The sequence below is a fragment of the Lederbergia citri genome (genome assembly GCF_018343625.1).
Taxonomy (GTDB): Bacteria; Bacillota; Bacilli; order Bacillales; family Bacillaceae_C; genus Lederbergia; species Lederbergia citri.
In genome coordinates, this window is sequence record NZ_JAGYPG010000004.1 from 244,413 (window position 1) to 259,566 (window position 15,154).

General features: G+C 36.4%; 17 protein-coding genes, 1 tRNA gene and 3 pseudogenes. 7 read left to right on the forward strand and 14 right to left on the reverse strand.

What is annotated here, in order from left to right; all coding sequences use genetic code 11:
* Positions 1-2: 2 nt before the first annotated feature.
* Both KHA97_RS20755 and KHA97_RS20760 read left to right on the forward strand, forming a co-directional pair.
* The gene (locus KHA97_RS20755; protein WP_213126703.1) at positions 3-1,340 is read left to right on the forward strand and encodes a transposase; all 1,338 of its coding nucleotides are present in this window, start codon (positions 3-5) and stop codon (positions 1,338-1,340) included.
* A gap of 87 nt (positions 1,341-1,427) precedes the next feature.
* Positions 1,428-2,780, forward strand: a pseudogene (locus KHA97_RS20760) (glucose PTS transporter subunit IIA); the annotation flags it as partial.
* A 45-nt stretch (positions 2,781-2,825) separates the two neighbouring features.
* On the opposite strand, the gene sspL reads toward KHA97_RS20760, so the two are convergent.
* The 6 genes and pseudogenes from sspL to KHA97_RS20790 form a co-directional block, all read right to left on the reverse strand.
* Positions 2,826-2,987 (reverse strand): small, acid-soluble spore protein L, encoded by a 162-nt coding sequence (gene sspL, locus KHA97_RS20765; RefSeq protein WP_213126705.1) that lies wholly within the window; start codon positions 2,985-2,987, stop codon positions 2,826-2,828.
* A gap of 58 nt (positions 2,988-3,045) precedes the next feature.
* Positions 3,046-3,975 (reverse strand): DMT family transporter, encoded by a 930-nt coding sequence (locus KHA97_RS20770; protein ID WP_213126706.1) that lies wholly within the window; start codon positions 3,973-3,975, stop codon positions 3,046-3,048.
* Positions 3,976-4,072: 97 nt separating this feature from the next.
* Positions 4,073-4,654 (reverse strand): ABC-2 transporter permease, encoded by a 582-nt coding sequence (locus KHA97_RS20775; RefSeq protein WP_213126707.1) that lies wholly within the window; start codon positions 4,652-4,654, stop codon positions 4,073-4,075.
* A gap of 12 nt (positions 4,655-4,666) precedes the next feature.
* The gene (locus KHA97_RS20780; RefSeq protein WP_213126708.1) at positions 4,667-5,314 is read right to left on the reverse strand and encodes an ABC-2 transporter permease; all 648 of its coding nucleotides are present in this window, start codon (positions 5,312-5,314) and stop codon (positions 4,667-4,669) included.
* Positions 5,311-6,173 (reverse strand): annotated as a pseudogene (locus tag KHA97_RS20785) (ABC transporter ATP-binding protein). Before KHA97_RS20785 ends, KHA97_RS20780 begins: the two are co-directional and overlap by 4 nt.
* Positions 6,174-6,178: 5 nt before the next feature.
* Positions 6,179-6,550 carry a GntR family transcriptional regulator gene (locus tag KHA97_RS20790; RefSeq protein ID WP_213126709.1) on the reverse strand — a complete coding sequence of 124 codons (372 nt, stop codon included), beginning with the start codon at positions 6,548-6,550 and terminating at the stop codon, positions 6,179-6,181.
* A gap of 126 nt (positions 6,551-6,676) precedes the next feature.
* Between KHA97_RS20790 and KHA97_RS20795 the strand changes: the two genes are divergently transcribed.
* Positions 6,677-8,104, forward strand: a complete 1,428-nt coding sequence (locus tag KHA97_RS20795; RefSeq protein ID WP_213126710.1) for an aldehyde dehydrogenase family protein — start codon at positions 6,677-6,679, stop codon at positions 8,102-8,104.
* Positions 8,105-8,142: 38 nt separating this feature from the next.
* Here the strand turns inward: KHA97_RS20795 and KHA97_RS20800 are convergent, their stop codons facing one another.
* Positions 8,143-8,280: a hypothetical protein gene (locus KHA97_RS20800; protein WP_213126711.1), complete on the reverse strand. Its 138-nt coding sequence runs from the start codon at positions 8,278-8,280 to the stop codon at positions 8,143-8,145.
* A gap of 196 nt (positions 8,281-8,476) precedes the next feature.
* On the reverse strand, positions 8,477-8,617 hold the full coding sequence (locus KHA97_RS20805) for a hypothetical protein (protein WP_213126712.1): 141 nt from the start codon (positions 8,615-8,617) through the stop codon (positions 8,477-8,479).
* 275 nt (positions 8,618-8,892) lie between these two features.
* On the opposite strand from KHA97_RS20805, the gene KHA97_RS20810 reads away from it, so the two are divergent.
* A tRNA-Arg gene (locus tag KHA97_RS20810) sits at positions 8,893-8,965 on the forward strand.
* A 318-nt stretch (positions 8,966-9,283) separates the two neighbouring features.
* Here the strand turns inward: KHA97_RS20810 and KHA97_RS20815 are convergent.
* Together KHA97_RS20815 and KHA97_RS20820 are read right to left on the reverse strand one after the other, a co-directional pair.
* The gene (locus tag KHA97_RS20815; protein ID WP_213126713.1) at positions 9,284-10,150 is read right to left on the reverse strand and encodes a type II CAAX endopeptidase family protein; all 867 of its coding nucleotides are present in this window, start codon (positions 10,148-10,150) and stop codon (positions 9,284-9,286) included.
* Positions 10,151-10,169: 19 nt separating this feature from the next.
* Positions 10,170-10,742, reverse strand: coding sequence for a TetR/AcrR family transcriptional regulator (locus KHA97_RS20820; RefSeq protein WP_213126714.1), 573 nt, complete (start codon positions 10,740-10,742; stop codon positions 10,170-10,172).
* 624 nt (positions 10,743-11,366) lie between these two features.
* Between KHA97_RS20820 and KHA97_RS20825 the strand changes: the two genes are divergently transcribed.
* Positions 11,367-11,504 carry a hypothetical protein gene (locus KHA97_RS20825; protein ID WP_213126715.1) on the forward strand — a complete coding sequence of 46 codons (138 nt, stop codon included), beginning with the start codon at positions 11,367-11,369 and terminating at the stop codon, positions 11,502-11,504.
* Positions 11,505-11,830: 326 nt separating this feature from the next.
* On the opposite strand, the gene KHA97_RS20830 is transcribed toward KHA97_RS20825, so the two are convergent.
* The 3 genes and pseudogenes from KHA97_RS20830 to KHA97_RS20840 all read right to left on the reverse strand — a co-directional run.
* On the reverse strand, positions 11,831-12,655 hold the full coding sequence (locus tag KHA97_RS20830; RefSeq protein WP_213126716.1) for an RNA methyltransferase: 825 nt from the start codon (positions 12,653-12,655) through the stop codon (positions 11,831-11,833).
* 22 nt (positions 12,656-12,677) lie between these two features.
* Positions 12,678-12,890 (reverse strand): DUF3006 domain-containing protein, encoded by a 213-nt coding sequence (locus tag KHA97_RS20835; RefSeq protein WP_213126717.1) that lies wholly within the window; start codon positions 12,888-12,890, stop codon positions 12,678-12,680.
* Positions 12,891-13,199: 309 nt separating this feature from the next.
* A pseudogene (locus tag KHA97_RS20840) lies at positions 13,200-14,051 on the reverse strand (ComEC/Rec2 family competence protein); the annotation flags it as partial.
* A gap of 160 nt (positions 14,052-14,211) precedes the next feature.
* On the opposite strand from KHA97_RS20840, the gene KHA97_RS20845 reads away from it, so the two are divergent.
* Together KHA97_RS20845 and KHA97_RS20850 are read left to right on the forward strand one after the other, a co-directional pair.
* A complete protein-coding gene (locus KHA97_RS20845) occupies positions 14,212-14,379 on the forward strand; it encodes a hypothetical protein (RefSeq protein ID WP_213126719.1) in 168 nt (55 codons plus the stop codon).
* Positions 14,372-14,509 (forward strand): hypothetical protein, encoded by a 138-nt coding sequence (locus tag KHA97_RS20850; protein WP_213126720.1) that lies wholly within the window; start codon positions 14,372-14,374, stop codon positions 14,507-14,509. The genes KHA97_RS20845 and KHA97_RS20850 overlap by 8 nt, the downstream gene beginning before the upstream one ends.
* Before the next feature lie 35 nt (positions 14,510-14,544).
* Here the strand turns inward: KHA97_RS20850 and KHA97_RS20855 are convergent, their stop codons facing one another.
* Positions 14,545-15,108 carry a beta-class carbonic anhydrase gene (locus KHA97_RS20855; protein WP_213126721.1) on the reverse strand — a complete coding sequence of 188 codons (564 nt, stop codon included), beginning with the start codon at positions 15,106-15,108 and terminating at the stop codon, positions 14,545-14,547.
* Positions 15,109-15,154: the final 46 nt, after the last annotated feature.

The following is a 15,154-nucleotide window of genomic DNA, read 5'->3' on the forward strand; positions in this document are numbered from 1 at the left end:
TCATGAAAGTAGTGAAAACGCTTAAGTCTAAAATCACTAATCATAGCCGGATATTTGATGCGACATTGGACATTTACAATGAAGCCTTGTCATTCATCATCGATGTTATCGATAAAGAATTTGTTGATATCCATAACGTTTCAACGGAGACCATGATTGCTGCTGTCGAGCGTCTCATCCACACCACTAAGTTAAACCCTCTCCCAAAGTATCAAGAATTCAATATACGTTTTTACAAATTTCCATCCTATTTCCGCAGGGCAGCGATTGCTTCTGCCTTTGGGAAAGTGAAAAGCCATCTTACCAATCTTAGAAATTGGGAAGAAGAAAGGAAAATAGCCCTTTCCGAAGGAAGAAAGTTTAAGAAGAAACCACCTACTTTACAGTTGCGGCACAAAGATTTTCCTGTGTTTTATAAAGGAAACATGTTCGAGAAAACATCTGGTTCTACAGCCAAAATCAAAGTTTTTCATAACAATGATTGGGTATGGAAAGAGATCCTATTTAAAGAACTAGACCTTTATAAACGGGATGTTTGGAATTGGAAAGAGAATAATCCGAAGTTGGTCAAAGTAGGGAAGAAATATTTCCTTCATTTCAGCTACGAAAGCAGGGTGAAACTGAATAAAGTCGACATAAAGGAACAAACAATATGTGCGGTTGATCTTGGAATCAATAATTCCGCCGTTTGTTCTGTCATGGATGCAAAAGGCACTGTCTTGGCTAGGAAATTCATTAACCAGCCAAAAGAAAAAGACCGATTGTATCGCATGACTAGCAAGCTTCGCAAAGCACAATCTGTTTCTGGAGGGGTATCCGCACCTAATTATTGGAGGCGGATCAATGGAATCCAAACTCACATCGTTCATCACACATCTTCCGAAATTGTCAAATTCGCTAAAGAAAATGGTTGCCACGTCATCGTGTTCGAATACCTCGATAGCATGAAAATGCCCAAGGGATTTTGGGGTGCTAAGAAACTCCGTTTCAAACTTCGTTATTGGCGTAAAAAAGGGATTCAAAATAAAGTGACGGAAATGGCTCATTATACAGGGATACGGATATCAAGAATTAATGCCCATAATACAAGTGCTTTGGCATTCGATGGTTCTGGCAAGGTAGAGAGAAATCCAAGGAAAGACCTTGCCACCTTTACGACGGGGAAAGTGTATCATGCGGATTTACAGGCTTCCTACAATATTGGAGCTCGCTATTTTATTCGCGGCATACAAAAAACCATTCCTGAAAAGAAATGGTTGACCATTCAGGCAAATGTTCCTGAGTTGTCAAAAAGAACATTACAAACCTTGTCTTCATTAATTAGTCTTAATTTGGCATAGAGTCACCGATGGTGGCCAACTGCTTGTTTTGTACTGTATTTAAGATAAGGGATGCACCTTCCAAATGATTTGGTGGGTGGGGTTCACTTCGGTACTTATGTGAATCAGGCTGGAGAAACGATCAGAGGAGACAATCCGATTTTTCAAGCGCAAATAAAAGACGGGGTCAAGAATTTAACTGCTGGTACATTCATGACAGGTAAATATCCATTTATGATGTTTGGACTTCCGGCAGCCGCTCTTGCCATTTATCATGAAGCAAGACCTGAAAGGAAAAAAGTAGTGGCTGGAATAATAGGTTCTGCCGCATTAACCTCTTTCTTAACAGGAATTACTGAACCAATTGAGTTTTCATTTTTATTTGTTGCCCCGCTATTATTTGCTATTCATACTATTTTTGCAGGACTTTCTTTTATGACGATGCATTTATTAAATGTCAAAATTAGAATGACCTTTTCAGGCGGCTTGATCGATTATATCTTGTTTGGGGTAATCAATCCGCAAACTCATGCTTGGCTTGTCATTCCTGTAGGAGCAGTATTTGCTGTTATATACTATTTCGGATTCCGTTTTGCAATCAGAAAGTTTGATCTTGCAACACCAGGAAGGGAAAAGGATGAAGGTACAAGTGAACAATCAGCTCCGACGGTTGCGAATGATTTACCTTATGAAATTCTTAAAGCAATGGGAGGAAAAGAGAATATCTCAAATTTAGATGCTTGTATTACAAGACTTCGTGTTGCGGTAAATGATCAAAATCAAGTAGATAAAAATCGGTTGAAACAACTTGGAGCAGCGGGTGTGATGACGGTCGGAAATAACATACAAGCTATTTTTGGTCCGAGATCCGATAGTTTAAAGCATCAAATGTCCGAAATAATGAAAGGAAACACTCCACTTCCAGTAAATACACCCTCTAGTCAAGAAATTGAAAAAGAGATTGAATTAACTGTTCCAGAAGCACTTCGGAATGATGTGGCCGAAACGAAAATCGTTATTCCTGTAACGGGTGAGTTACTTCCGATTACAGATGTTCCCGATCCTGTATTTTCTGGAAAAATGATGGGGGATGGATTCGCGATTAAGCCTAAAGATGGGAACATTGTTTCACCGATAAATGGGAAAATCATTAACGTGTTCCCTACAAAGCACGCTTTAGGACTAGTAGCTGACAGTGGAAAAGAAATCCTTCTCCATGTGGGGATTGATACGGTTAAGCTAAAAGGTGAAGGTTTTGAAGTATTTGTGAAAGAGGAGGATACCATCAAGGCTGGTGACCTATTAATGAAAGTTGATATTGACTTCATTAATCTTAACGCTACATCAAGCATAACTCCAATCGTTTTTACTAATTTAGAGCAAAATGAAGAAGTAGTGATTGAAAGAACTGGAAGCGTCACAGCTGGAGAAAAAAACATCATTTCAATTAAACAAGATTAATGTAAAAAGAGTAGGCGCACTAATAATTTGTGCGCCTACTCATATTTACTTTGTATTTTTCTTTTTAGCTGCATTTTCTAGCTTAGTTTTCGGTTCTTGAGCAAATTCCGTATCTTGACCATAACCTTGAGGATTTACGCTATTCGCTTGCGTTCCTCTCGTATTTCCACCATCTTTTGCGTTTCTATTTAATTTCGTTTTACTCATCTCATTCACCTCATTCAAATTCTATCTCGGTATATAAAATGAGTAAAAATCCAATTAATTATGCACCTTTTTTCAACTTCTCTATCTTATTGTTGCGTGTGCGTCTGATTGTCGGCAATTCTGCAAAGATCATGCCTACAAAAATAAACAAGCAGCCGAAAAGAGCACTGTACGATAGACGTTCATCTGCCCATAGAAAAGCTGTTCCAGCAGCAAAAACAGGTTCTGTTGCGAAAATTAAAGCAACTCTCGTAGGGGTTGTATACTTTTGAACACTCGTTTGTGCTAAAAAAGCAAGAGCGGTTGCAAATACCGATGTAATGATCAATGCAGTTAATACGTTGCCTCTCAATAAAACTTCGGGCTGTAAAGCAAGTCGCCAGTCTTCTGTTAAAAGTGCAAAAATAATAGAAAGGATCGAGACCGTAGAAATTTGAATAAGCGTCAAAAGTAGAGAAGGATACTTTTGACTATACTTTCCTGTAAAAATAATATGTAGTGCAAAAGCAATAGCACAAAGGAATACGAATCCATCCCCGATATTTAAGGAAACCTTATCAGTCATCGTCAATAAGTATAAACCGATTGTGGCGACAGAAACACCAATGACTGCATTTGCTCCTGGTTTTAATTTTAGTATAAAGAAGGAAAAAAGAGGAACAAGGACAACACTTAATCCCGTAATAAATCCTGCTTTTGATGATGATGTATAAAGCAGCCCCATTGTTTGGAAAGCATAGCCTAAAAATAGCCATATTCCTAAGATAAATCCGGAGATCAGAATCTTTTTATCCAAATGCTGTAATTGCCTTTTTTCAAAAAGAAAAAACCATATTCCAAGAAGTAATGCTGCAATCAAGAAACGAATTCCATTAAAAGAAAATGGTTCTAAAAATGCAATGGCATTTTGAACGAGTACAAAAGTCGCTCCCCAAACGAATGCGATTAGGAGGAGACTGGAATCAGCAAATAAATTCGTTTTTTTCATGAAATGATTCCCTTTCTATAAAAACTCCAAAAAAATATAATATCATAAATTTTTCGAATTTGGTTATGTTATTTTAAAAATAACCGAGGCTGAATAACTAGCCTCGGTTGATGCTTTTTCTTTCAAATATTTTTACGGATAGAAGGTAGGACAGATAGAAAAAAATAATTGAAAGTAAAAAAGAAGGATGATATTTAATCAATGATACTCCTGAAAAATTTTCCGACATAGTTAAATAGAAAATAAGGATAAAAGGAACAATGAAGGTTGCTGGTAAATAGAAAAATGCCAAAGGCAGAAAAATAGACATAAATAATAATAAAAATACAGTTATCAAAAGATCAAAATGAAAAAATTCCATTTTCCAATCAAAAAACAATCCAATAATCGTTGCACCAAATGTGGATAATAAAAATCCTACAAAAACAAGCAAATATTTAGCTCCTATGTATTCTTTTCGATTAATAGGTAAGCTGATAATTTCATGAAGTACCTTGTCTTTTCTTTTTTGATCTATCGAACTAGTACAAAGCGCAAATGTAAAATAGAAAATCCACATATAATAAGGAGATTTAAAGCCAGGGTTCACTAGAAAAGCAAGAAGGAATACAAACAAAACCAATATGATATATTCATGGAATTTGATACTCTTCAAATCTGCCTTTAAAAGATTAATCATGGCTCCACCTCTTTATAAGTCTTTCTTTTCAAATATTTTTACCGAAATCAAATATGAGAAAAGGCTAATGAAAATACTCATGATAATAATCAAAAAAAAGATCAATGGACGATCCGTTGGAATAGATGACACCAACACAGGCTCGCTATTATCAATAGAGCTAAAAGTAAATCCAAAAAAACTAATCATTGGTATTAACATTGCTATAAATACAGCAATTTGATAACCAAGCCAAAAATAGAGCGGATAAAAAATAGAGATGATCCCCAAAGTCACAAAGATAGACAAAATTAAATCAGAAATACCATTAAAATTAATCGAATTTGTATTTAATGTTGAGATTAGTAAAGCAAGTGTTCCGTAAACCACTAATGCGATCCCCCACCACATAATTGCAGCACAGTATTTTGCCAAAACAATCTTTTGTCTTGTAACTGGAAGACTTGAGATTAGTTTTTGCTCAGTTCTATTCAGTGTTTTTGTTCCGAAATTAGAATAAACCGACATCCAGATTGCCGCAAAAGCTACATAGAACGAAACAAAACCAAACTCGTTAAATGCATGGATAGCATTATAATAAAAAGGAAGTAGTAAAAATGTTGGAAAAAAGTAACCGAATAATTTTTGAGTATACAAATCTTTTAATATTAACGATTTCATAGTGAATTTCCCCTAATTGTATAGTACATAATAGTTTCGAGAGTTGGACGTTCTACATGTAATTGACTAAGGAGTTGCTGCTCAATATGATCAAGCCCATTGACAAGAGCTTCAAAGCCGACACCTGTTTTTCTTCCGCCAATCAGATTCATTTTTTTGACGTCATCCACTAAACTATCTGGACCTTTCAGTAAAAAATATTCCTCAAAAATCGTATCCTTTTCCTTGCTAAACACTATTTCTCCGTTATTAATAAATGTAATATAGTCAGCCACTTGATCTAAATCAGTAGTAATGTGTGTAGAAAAGAACACGGATTTATTTTCATCTTGAATAATATCAAGTAATATATCTAACATTTCACGTCTAAATACAGGGTCAAGACCTGCTGTTGGTTCATCTAAAATAATGAGATCAGGGTTATGCGATAGAGCCATCGCAATGGCAAATTTCATTTTCATTCCTTTGGATAGAGATTTTATTTTTTTCTTCAAAGGTAAATCAAATTTTTCAATATAGGTGTAAAAAGTTTGATCATCCCAATTACGATAAAAAGGGGCAAGGATCTTTTTATTCTTTTCTACCGTTAGGTCATCGTAAAATTGACTCTCATCATATACAAACCCAATTCTTTGTTTAATTTCCTTAGTGTTTTCTTCATGAGTCATTCCAAATAATTTTACTGTGCCAGTGTCAACCTTCACTAAATCCATCAAACAGCGAATCAAAGTACTTTTACCGGCGCCATTAGGTCCAATTAACCCATAATATATCCCTTTTTAAAATCAAAGGAGACATTTTTAAGTTTGAAATCTTTAATTTTTTTGCTCACATTTTTGAGTTCAATAATATTTTCCAAAATCTTCACTCCTCATACAGCACTGATAATATTTGTTTAATTTCATCGAGACTTATATTAAATGCTTTGCTGTCATTAATAACGTCAATCAATTTTTCTTCAATCATTTTTAATTGCTTTTCTTTTAAAAATTCGTGATTTTGAGCAGCGACATATGAACCTTTCCCAGGGAATGTTTCAATAAAGCCTTCTAATTCCAATTCATCATAGGCTCGCTTCGTTGTAATCACACTAATTTGCAAGTCCTTTGCTAATTTGCGGATGGAGGGGAGAGCAGACTTTTTTTTCAAATCCCCACGCAAAATTTGTTCTTTGATTTGTTCTTTAATTTGAATATAGATGGGCTGTTCACTGCTATTTGAAATGATGACATTCATTTGATCACCTGCCTGTTATAACTGTTATTAATGAATATATACAGTATGAACAGATTTGTCAACTGTGTGATTTTTATTTTGTTTTGTTATAGTAGAAGAAACGACATTGTAAATGAGGTGAATGGAATGAAAATTGGATTTTTCATCGATGGAAAGTTTGAAGATGGGGAGAAATCGTACGAACTGACTAATCCTTACAATGATGAAGTGATCGCTGAAGTTGTAGAAGGGCAAACAAAAGATATGGTAAAAGCAATTGGTTCTTCTTATGAAGCTTTTAAAACAATGAAAAAAATGCCTTCAGTTGATAGGGCCAATATTTTATTCGCCGCAGCTCGTTTGCTTGCTGAAAAAAAAGAAGAATTTGCGAAGTTAATTACAGCAGAATCTGGAAAGCCAATTTCAGCCTCCCGTGCAGAAGTAGATCGATCTGTACAAACATTGCAATTTTCTGGGGAAGAAGCTAAGAAAATCGCAGGAGAATTTATACCACTAGACGCAGCGGTAGGAGGTTCTGGACGAGATGCATATACTATCTTTGAGCCAATTGGTGTTGTAGGAGCGGTCACACCTTTTAATTTTCCGCTTAACCTTGTTGTTCATAAGGTTGGACCTGCGATTGCATCAGGAAATACGATCATTGTAAAGCCTGCTGAAAAAACTCCCCTTACAGCTTTGAAGCTAGCAGAGCTTTTTACAAAAGTCGGGTTGCCAGACGGGGTGTTAAATGTGATTCCTGGCGATGGCGCTACCCTTGTTGGAGCCATGTTAGAAGATAATCGTGTTCAAAAGATTTCCTTTACAGGGAGCCCAAGAGTCGGGAAGCAAATTAAAAATAAAGCGGGACTAAAAAGAATGACGCTTGAATTAGGCAGTAACTCAGCATTATATGTAGATGAATCAGGAGAAGACAACTTGGATGACATAGTAGAAAAGGCAGTTGTCGGGGCATTTAGCTACAACGGACAAGTATGCATCCATACACAAAGAATTTATGTCCATGAACGAATCGCGGATGACTTTTTAGCGAATTTTATTGAAAAGACAAAGAGGCTTAAATTTGGAGATCCAATGGATGAAGATACTTCCGTTACTGGAATGATTGATAAGAAATCACAAATAAGGGTGCTTGAATGGGTAAAAGAAGCCGTAGATGGGGGAGCAAAACTACTTTACGGTGGAGAGAGAAAGGATAATGGAATTCTGCCAACTATCCTTACCGATGTACAGCCTACAGAAAAAGTTGCTTGTGAAGAAGTGTTTGGTCCTGTAGTAATGGTAAACAAAGTGGCAAATGACGATGAGGCATTGAAATTAATGAATGATAGCCAATTTGGATTGAATGCGGGAGTTTTTACAAATAATTTAAAACAGGCATTTCATTTTGCCCATGAATTGGAAGTCGGGCAAGTGCTTATTAATGATGTCCCGACATTGCGCTTTGACAATATGCCATATGGAGGAATTAAATCGTCAGGCTACGGTTATGAGGGTGTGAAATACGCGATTAAAGAAATGACTCGAATGAAGATGATCAGCATTCACTTTAAATAAAAAAGAGTTGTCCTACGTGGGACAACTCTGAAGGAAAATCAATCGAAATTATTAGGCGGCGCCTTATCGACTCTTTTTATGGAATCCATATCCATTCCTGCTGTAATAAAATAAATGAGAAAAAAGGCAACGGATGCTAAAACTCCAAAAAGACAAAGAGTAACCCACAAATCCATACTCAATCCCTCCCTTGCTTATAAAATATATGCAAAAAAGAAGAGTAAATACTGTGAAGTGTATAACATCTACCCTTATTTTAGAGTGAGTAAACGCAAAATTCAAATAATTTTTGTTGTTTGTATTTTTAGTTGGTACATTCGACAAAAGAAAAAACCTCCCACATCATTAACGATGCGGGAGGTTTGACTTTAATTATTGATTGAAATTATTTTGAGGTACTTCATCGATTCGTTCTGCATCTTCTGAGTTCATTACAGAGCTAATAAAATACATTAGAAACCCACCGATTGTACATAAGATCGCCATTATACCAATTAAGATCCAAGTTTGCATATGAAATCCCTCCTAAACTCTTTATATCAAACACATGTATATAGAAAATGTTATTTAATAATCTCGAACACTATCAATAGTATAGAAGAGTTTAATGGTATAATCAAAAGAATTTTGTCCTTTAGCGGTTAAATCATCCTTTTTTGTGTCAAAAATATGACAAGAAAACAAAATTGGCGATAAAGTAGATCTTCACTAGGGTCTTTCCATATAGAACGAGGTAATGTATAATATAAAGGTCGCTTAATAGTACTAAATAAATTTCATTTATTCATGGCTCCGTAGCTCAGAGGATAGAGCGTCGGTTTCCTAAACCGTGCGTCGCAGGTTCGATTCCTGCCGGGGCCGCTTAAATAAAGTCAATAGTAGCAAGGGTTACAGTTTTTTCTGTCCTTGCTATTTTTTATGGAAAACATGCAAGTGGTCACCTTTAGTGTACTAAATCAAAAACCCATTTTGTTACCTATTCTGATTATCGCTGCATCACCGAAAACTTTTGTTCATATGAAAAAAATATTTAACATACTGGTAATATTTCCACCTTTTGTTTTTCGATTTCTTCCGCTATGTCACAATTGCTTTTCTACTTCCGGAATTGAGACCACTTTTTGCCCTTCTATAATGTCAAAAAGCCCCTCATTAGGAGCCTTTTTTCGGTGTTTCCCTCTAAATTTTAACAGCATTGTTATCATTCAAAATCCCTGCATTTACTCGATTATCTCTCTTAATTCTAACTGATCTGATCCACAAACCGAATCCAACGAACAGAATCGTTGTAATGATACCCGTAGTCGGGCTCAGCCAAAGTTCGCCTGTTTTCGTTAATGTAATTACCCCCTGTACTGACAGCAGCAACGTAGGCACCCCGTCTTCCATAGCATGCATTAGCACGCACGGCCATACGGACTTCGTAAGCCTATAAATTTCAACATACATGACCGACCACGCTACCATTAATACGCAGCCTGTCAAAACAAAGCCCATTCTGGAAGTCGTTTCAAAATAATGATCCGGCAGGAATACCATATAATATGCAACATGCCAAAGCGCCCAAATAAGTCCAGATACAAGATAGAGCATCCAGTCATTAAGCTTTAACTCTATAAGTTTTGGAGTCAAATACCCACGCCAAGCAAATTCTTCGAAGATATTCTTAATAAAGTTGCCAGCAATCGAAATAGCAATAAGCGGTAGGATCGAATTCATTTTAACATCTAAAATATTTGCGCTATTAAACAGCAATGCAAGAGCCACAATGATAATCGTCATAACTGGATAGATCGCAAATGCTGCACCATACCACTTCATGTTCCCTTTAAAATTAGGCAGAATTCCAATATCCTTCCAGTCGCGATTCACAAGCCGCAGTACGAGCATCGTGATAATCGGCAATATAAGCCACAGGCCCATACCGAGTGAATTTTCCTCTGGCTGCTCCGGAAGCTTTGAGTCTACCAACACGCCAATCCAACCGCTCGCTAACACCACCACAATGAACAATATAAGACTAAACTTTCTTCTTGTCGCTGACATTTTTAACATCTCCTCTTTATTATCGTTGTTCCGCACGACGTTTCGCTGTGCTGATTACATCTTCAGCTGCGCTGCTCATCAGCTGAATCAGCTGTTCTTCCGTAAAATCTCCTGGCAGCAATTCATTCGCCACCATCACGCTCATCCCAATCTGAAAAATCTTCATCTTTAGCAAAATTGCCAGCAATTCATCATCAGACAATCCGTTAAGATCGGGATCCATTCTAATCATCTTTATTAAGCCTTGCGTCTCTTCCTCATTGTGTTTCGCTTGATTGTTCTTCTTCATCACAAGATCGCGGAACAAAACCGGATACTCCCTTGCAAACCGGATGCTGGCCACCCCGATATCGTGGAACGGATGCCCCGAGTTTTGCTCCATCAAAATCTGCCTGCTGATCTCGAAGGTCTTCTTGTACACCTCTTCAACTAGCTCGCCAATCTCTTTGAAATTCACGTAAATGGGGGCAATCGAGCTCCCCAGCTTCTCCGCTACCTTGCGGATTGTAATTGAATCGACTCCTTTCATTATCGCAATTTCGAACGCCGCATCAACGATCTGTTCTTTCGTAAACTTTGTTCTTGGTGCCATCTACTCTCTCCTCTAATCGAACATCCGTTACATATCACCTGTTCCATATCAATTATTATATATCGTGTGATATGTATGTCAATAATTTTTTTTGCAAATTGTTTCGCAAATTACGATATGATGGTAGCTAGTTATGTAGGATGATGTCTTTTAAAACCGTGTACGACTTCTCCGTTAAGCTGCCCAGCGCCCGCCTTGAATTCTTGCAAGAATACGCTGGCAAAACCTTTGCTCATGTTAATACAGCCAGCAAATGCTCGATTTACTCCTCAATTCAAGGGGCTTCAGTAGCCTTACATCGAGCAGCTGGGTACAGAGCAAAAACTTGAATAAATTTACTTAATGAATGATAACCAAAAATCACCAACAAAATGTTGGCTGTAAATGATCATTCAGTAAAAGCTGTTTTTACAACAAACGTACTTTCAATTTGGAAAATATCCTTTCTGTTGCACAATTTAGAAATAGGAGTAGTGCATGATGGATTTCAAAGATATCAAACTGCGGAATGGAAAATGGCATGGCTTCATGATGCCGAACATATTGGATCGCTTGGGGACATGTGATATGAGGGATGATAAAGAGAAAAACCAATATTAGTTTAATACCAACCTAGAGCAATTAATGAAAAGTTGGCTGCAGCACAGGAGGTTTAATCTGCCAGAAGGATTTTTTGATGAAGTTGTAGGCGGAGTACATAATATTGACAACCTTAACACGATTGTTGGGATCACTGTATGGAATGGAGATTTACAAAAATAAATAGGACAATGTTATTGGTGTGGAATTTAAAGATTAAAAAACATCTGCTGATGTGCATCAAGAAACCCCTGTCATTTTAGGCAGGGGTTTTAAACTGGTCACAATGGTCACGCATTTGGTAACACACCTGTCCAAATGGGAGGAAACATAATATTATTGAAACAAATATTAAAAAGTAGAAACAAGGTATATTAATAGATTAAAACATATCATAATCCATTAATATATCCATTAGTTCGTTCGCGGGTTCGATTTCTGCCGGGGCAGCTTTATAAAAAAGGCAAGGTAGCAATTTCTCTACCTTGCCATTTTTTGTATACCTTTGTTTAATACCCCAACTGCCTCTGCCTACTCACTTCATAAAGCATGATCGAAGTAGCACATGCAACATTAAAAGAAGAAGCCGACCCATGCATTGGAATGTTAATCATTCGATCGCATATTTCTTTGTAGAAATGACTTAGTCCTTGAGTCTCGTTTCCGACAAGAAGAATTGTCGGCTTTGAAAAATCGCAATAATATATTTCATCACTTCCAGCTGCACTCGTTCCGACAATTTGTAAATCCGGATATTTCTGTCTTAAAGAGTCAGCCCAATTTTTAACATCGTTAGGTGAGGATATTCGGATTGTTGGTACGTTAAAAAAGGATCCCATTGTGGCTCGGATTGTTTCGGGATCGTATAAATCAACAGCGTGACCAGTCATAACCAAACCTTGGCATCCTAATGCGTCACAGGAACGAATAATAGAGCCAAGATTCCCTCTGTTTGACGGTCTATCGAAAACAACGACCAGCATTTTCTCATTCACTGGAATCCGAGAAAATTCGTCTTCTGGCATGGTAACAATCGCAATCAGTTCAGAAGTGTCTTCTTTATCACTTATTTTCTCCATCAGTTGTGCTTGCAATTCATAATGAAAATTAGCGGTGGAGTTAGCTAATATATCCTTTCCCCATTGGGACAACGGTTTTTGAGGAGAATACAGAAATGCCTTAATATCCCATTCATTCTTAATCGCTTCGTTAATGTTCCGTACACCTTCAACAAAAAATTCTTTGTATTTATGTCGTTTATTTCTATTTTTCTTTAAAACCTCGAACTTCTGGAAATCGTTATTTTCATTGTTAATACTTACAATTTGAGGCATTTTTTAAAATCTCCTTTAACTCTTAATCGTCCCAAACATCATCCATTAGCTTCTCTATTTCTTTTCGACGTTTTTCTGTTTCGTTTTTTAGAACTTTTATATTTTCGTCATTAATATCTACGATATCACCTATAACAGCTTCCTCTGGAAATAGTGACTTTTCAAAATCCTTTGTTTCCCCGTCAATTTCAACAACAACCCATTCACCTTCAAAACGATCGATGATTCCGCGCATTTTCTCACTTCCTTATTTTGGCGTAAATGATGTTTGAGTTTTATATGTTTTTCCATTATAAGATGCTGATATATCAACCTTTACATTAAAACCTATTGCTGCTCGACTTATTTTTACTGGGAGCTTTTCGCCCACTTTTCCATAATAAGTTGTATTCGTACTTTTATAATGAAAAATGGCAGTATATTTTGTACCTTTTGGTAGTCCATTAACAGATAAATTAATTGTTGAGTTTTGTTTCGGCGTTTTATTATCTACACTAGCCGTCAGCTTATTACTTGTATTAGCGACAGGTTCCTTAACCTGAGTTGGTTTTTCGTTCATTTTTATTGTAGTTCCATTAGAAGTGGCTGTGATGGTGCCAGATAAATCCGTACGATATATATTTGCTTTTACTGCTGTAAGTCGCTTTAAAGTTTCGGTAGTGGGATGCTTATACCTATTTCCTTTTCCGACGCTAATCACAGCAAAATTAGGCTTGACGATATTTAAAAATTCGGTTGTCGTAGCTTCTTTTGCACCATGATGGCTTACTTTCAATACGTCTACTTTAGATAATAGTTTCTTGGAAATCAAATCTTTTTCGCCCTTTGATTCAATATCCCCTGTAAATAAGAATGTATTTTTATTGTATTTTACATGGAGAACGGCACTCCAATTATTTAAATCACTTGTTGAATAACTTTTGACTGGAGCAAGAAATGAAGCTGTTACGGTTTTATCTTTTAATGGCAATTTTACTCCCGATGCAGCTGTTTTAATTTTATAATTCTTGTCCTTAACGGCGTTTAAAAAGTCTTTATATGCCTGCGTAGTATGAGAAACTTTTGGAGCATATATATTGTCAACCTTAAAGGCATTAATAACTTCATCCAAGCCTCCGATATGATCTGAATCAGGGTGAGTTGCGATCATATAATTGATTGTATTCACATTTTGTTTTTTCAAATACGCGACTACGTCGTGGCCCTTTGCGCGGTTTCCTGCGTCAATGAGTATACTTTCTCCTTGAGGTGTTTTTATGAAAATCGAGTCTCCTTGTCCTACATCAATGAAATGAACGACTAAATCTTTTGAAGCTGCACTTGTAATATATTGAGCAAAAAATAGTGATAAAAATAGTGCTGCGACAATCCCGATTATGCGTGTTTTCCGTTTCAACTTTGTTCCTCCAATTACCTTTTTTGTTTTCTTTTTCTATTATAATTCGTTTTTACGTTTTTGAAATAAATTGTTTGGAAAAACTACATTTCTTTATGGATAAAACGATAGATTTTGAGGAAAATAATGCTGATTTAATCATTATAGGAGTGATGACTTGATGGTGAAAAGAAAGGCAGCAAGAAATGCAGTTGAAAAGTATGCTAAAACGCCAAAGAAAAACATAGAGGAATCGGATTATACAGCTGAATTTGCCCAAGGAGAAGATCCAATGAAAGGTGCAAACCGCAATTCTAAGATTGGCAGAAAAGGAAAAGGCCATGAATAAAAAGCAACAAAGAAATCATAAAGAAGAATTTGGAATGGAATTGGGAGACATAAATGCTGTGAAATTTTATGAACTCCAAGCTGGAAGTAAGGAACATAAGGATAAAAAGAAGGAAAAGAAAAATAAATAGGTGGAGACCTTTAAAATGGCTCCACCTTTAACAATTTATTGCTTATATCCATCTACCACAAGATCCAATTTACCAGTCTCGGGGTCAATAACTAATCCGTGAACGGGAACTTCATTTGCCATGAGCGGGTGATTTCGAATCATATCCACACTATGTTTAACACTATCCTCAACACTGTCAAATCCTTCAAGCCATTTGTTAAGATCAACACCGGAATTTTTAATAATGTCCAATGTTTCTTTGTCGATTCCACGTTCTGTTATTTTTTCCAACATTTTTTCCCCATCAATTACACTCATTCCACAATCGTGATGTCCGATAACATACACTTCATCAGCCTTCAATTCATAAACCGCAATCAACAAGCTTCTCATAATACTACCAAATGGATGTGAGAGAATCGCTCCTGCATTTTTTACGACTTTGACATCGCCATTTTTCATATTCATGGCTTTATGTAAAAGCTCAATCAGACGTGTGTCCATACATGTTAAGATAACAAGTTTTTTATCAGGGAATTTTGTTGTTGTATACTGCTCATATAATTTTTCATCGACAAATGTTTTGTTATACTCCAGAATTTCTGATAGTAATGTCATTTCCTCAACTCCTTTATTTCATTTTACAAAAATATGATCAAACAAA

Coding starts and splice junctions, on each gene's coding strand:
- KHA97_RS20755 (WP_213126703.1), top strand. CDS start 3: ATGAAAGTAGTGAAAACGCTTAAGTCTAAAATCACTAATCATAGCCGG.
- sspL (WP_213126705.1), bottom strand. CDS start 2,987: ATGAGTAAAACGAAATTAAATAGAAACGCAAAAGATGGTGGAAATACG.
- KHA97_RS20770 (WP_213126706.1), bottom strand. CDS start 3,975: ATGAAAAAAACGAATTTATTTGCTGATTCCAGTCTCCTCCTAATCGCA.
- KHA97_RS20775 (WP_213126707.1), bottom strand. CDS start 4,654: ATGATTAATCTTTTAAAGGCAGATTTGAAGAGTATCAAATTCCATGAA.
- KHA97_RS20780 (WP_213126708.1), bottom strand. CDS start 5,314: ATGAAATCGTTAATATTAAAAGATTTGTATACTCAAAAATTATTCGGT.
- KHA97_RS20790 (WP_213126709.1), bottom strand. CDS start 6,550: ATGAATGTCATCATTTCAAATAGCAGTGAACAGCCCATCTATATTCAA.
- KHA97_RS20795 (WP_213126710.1), top strand. CDS start 6,677: ATGAAAATTGGATTTTTCATCGATGGAAAGTTTGAAGATGGGGAGAAA.
- KHA97_RS20800 (WP_213126711.1), bottom strand. CDS start 8,280: ATGGATTTGTGGGTTACTCTTTGTCTTTTTGGAGTTTTAGCATCCGTT.
- KHA97_RS20805 (WP_213126712.1), bottom strand. CDS start 8,617: ATGCAAACTTGGATCTTAATTGGTATAATGGCGATCTTATGTACAATC.
- KHA97_RS20815 (WP_213126713.1), bottom strand. CDS start 10,150: ATGTCAGCGACAAGAAGAAAGTTTAGTCTTATATTGTTCATTGTGGTG.
- KHA97_RS20820 (WP_213126714.1), bottom strand. CDS start 10,742: ATGGCACCAAGAACAAAGTTTACGAAAGAACAGATCGTTGATGCGGCG.
- KHA97_RS20825 (WP_213126715.1), top strand. CDS start 11,367: ATGAAAAGTTGGCTGCAGCACAGGAGGTTTAATCTGCCAGAAGGATTT.
- KHA97_RS20830 (WP_213126716.1), bottom strand. CDS start 12,655: ATGCCTCAAATTGTAAGTATTAACAATGAAAATAACGATTTCCAGAAG.
- KHA97_RS20835 (WP_213126717.1), bottom strand. CDS start 12,890: ATGCGCGGAATCATCGATCGTTTTGAAGGTGAATGGGTTGTTGTTGAA.
- KHA97_RS20845 (WP_213126719.1), top strand. CDS start 14,212: ATGGTGAAAAGAAAGGCAGCAAGAAATGCAGTTGAAAAGTATGCTAAA.
- KHA97_RS20850 (WP_213126720.1), top strand. CDS start 14,372: ATGAATAAAAAGCAACAAAGAAATCATAAAGAAGAATTTGGAATGGAA.
- KHA97_RS20855 (WP_213126721.1), bottom strand. CDS start 15,108: ATGACATTACTATCAGAAATTCTGGAGTATAACAAAACATTTGTCGAT.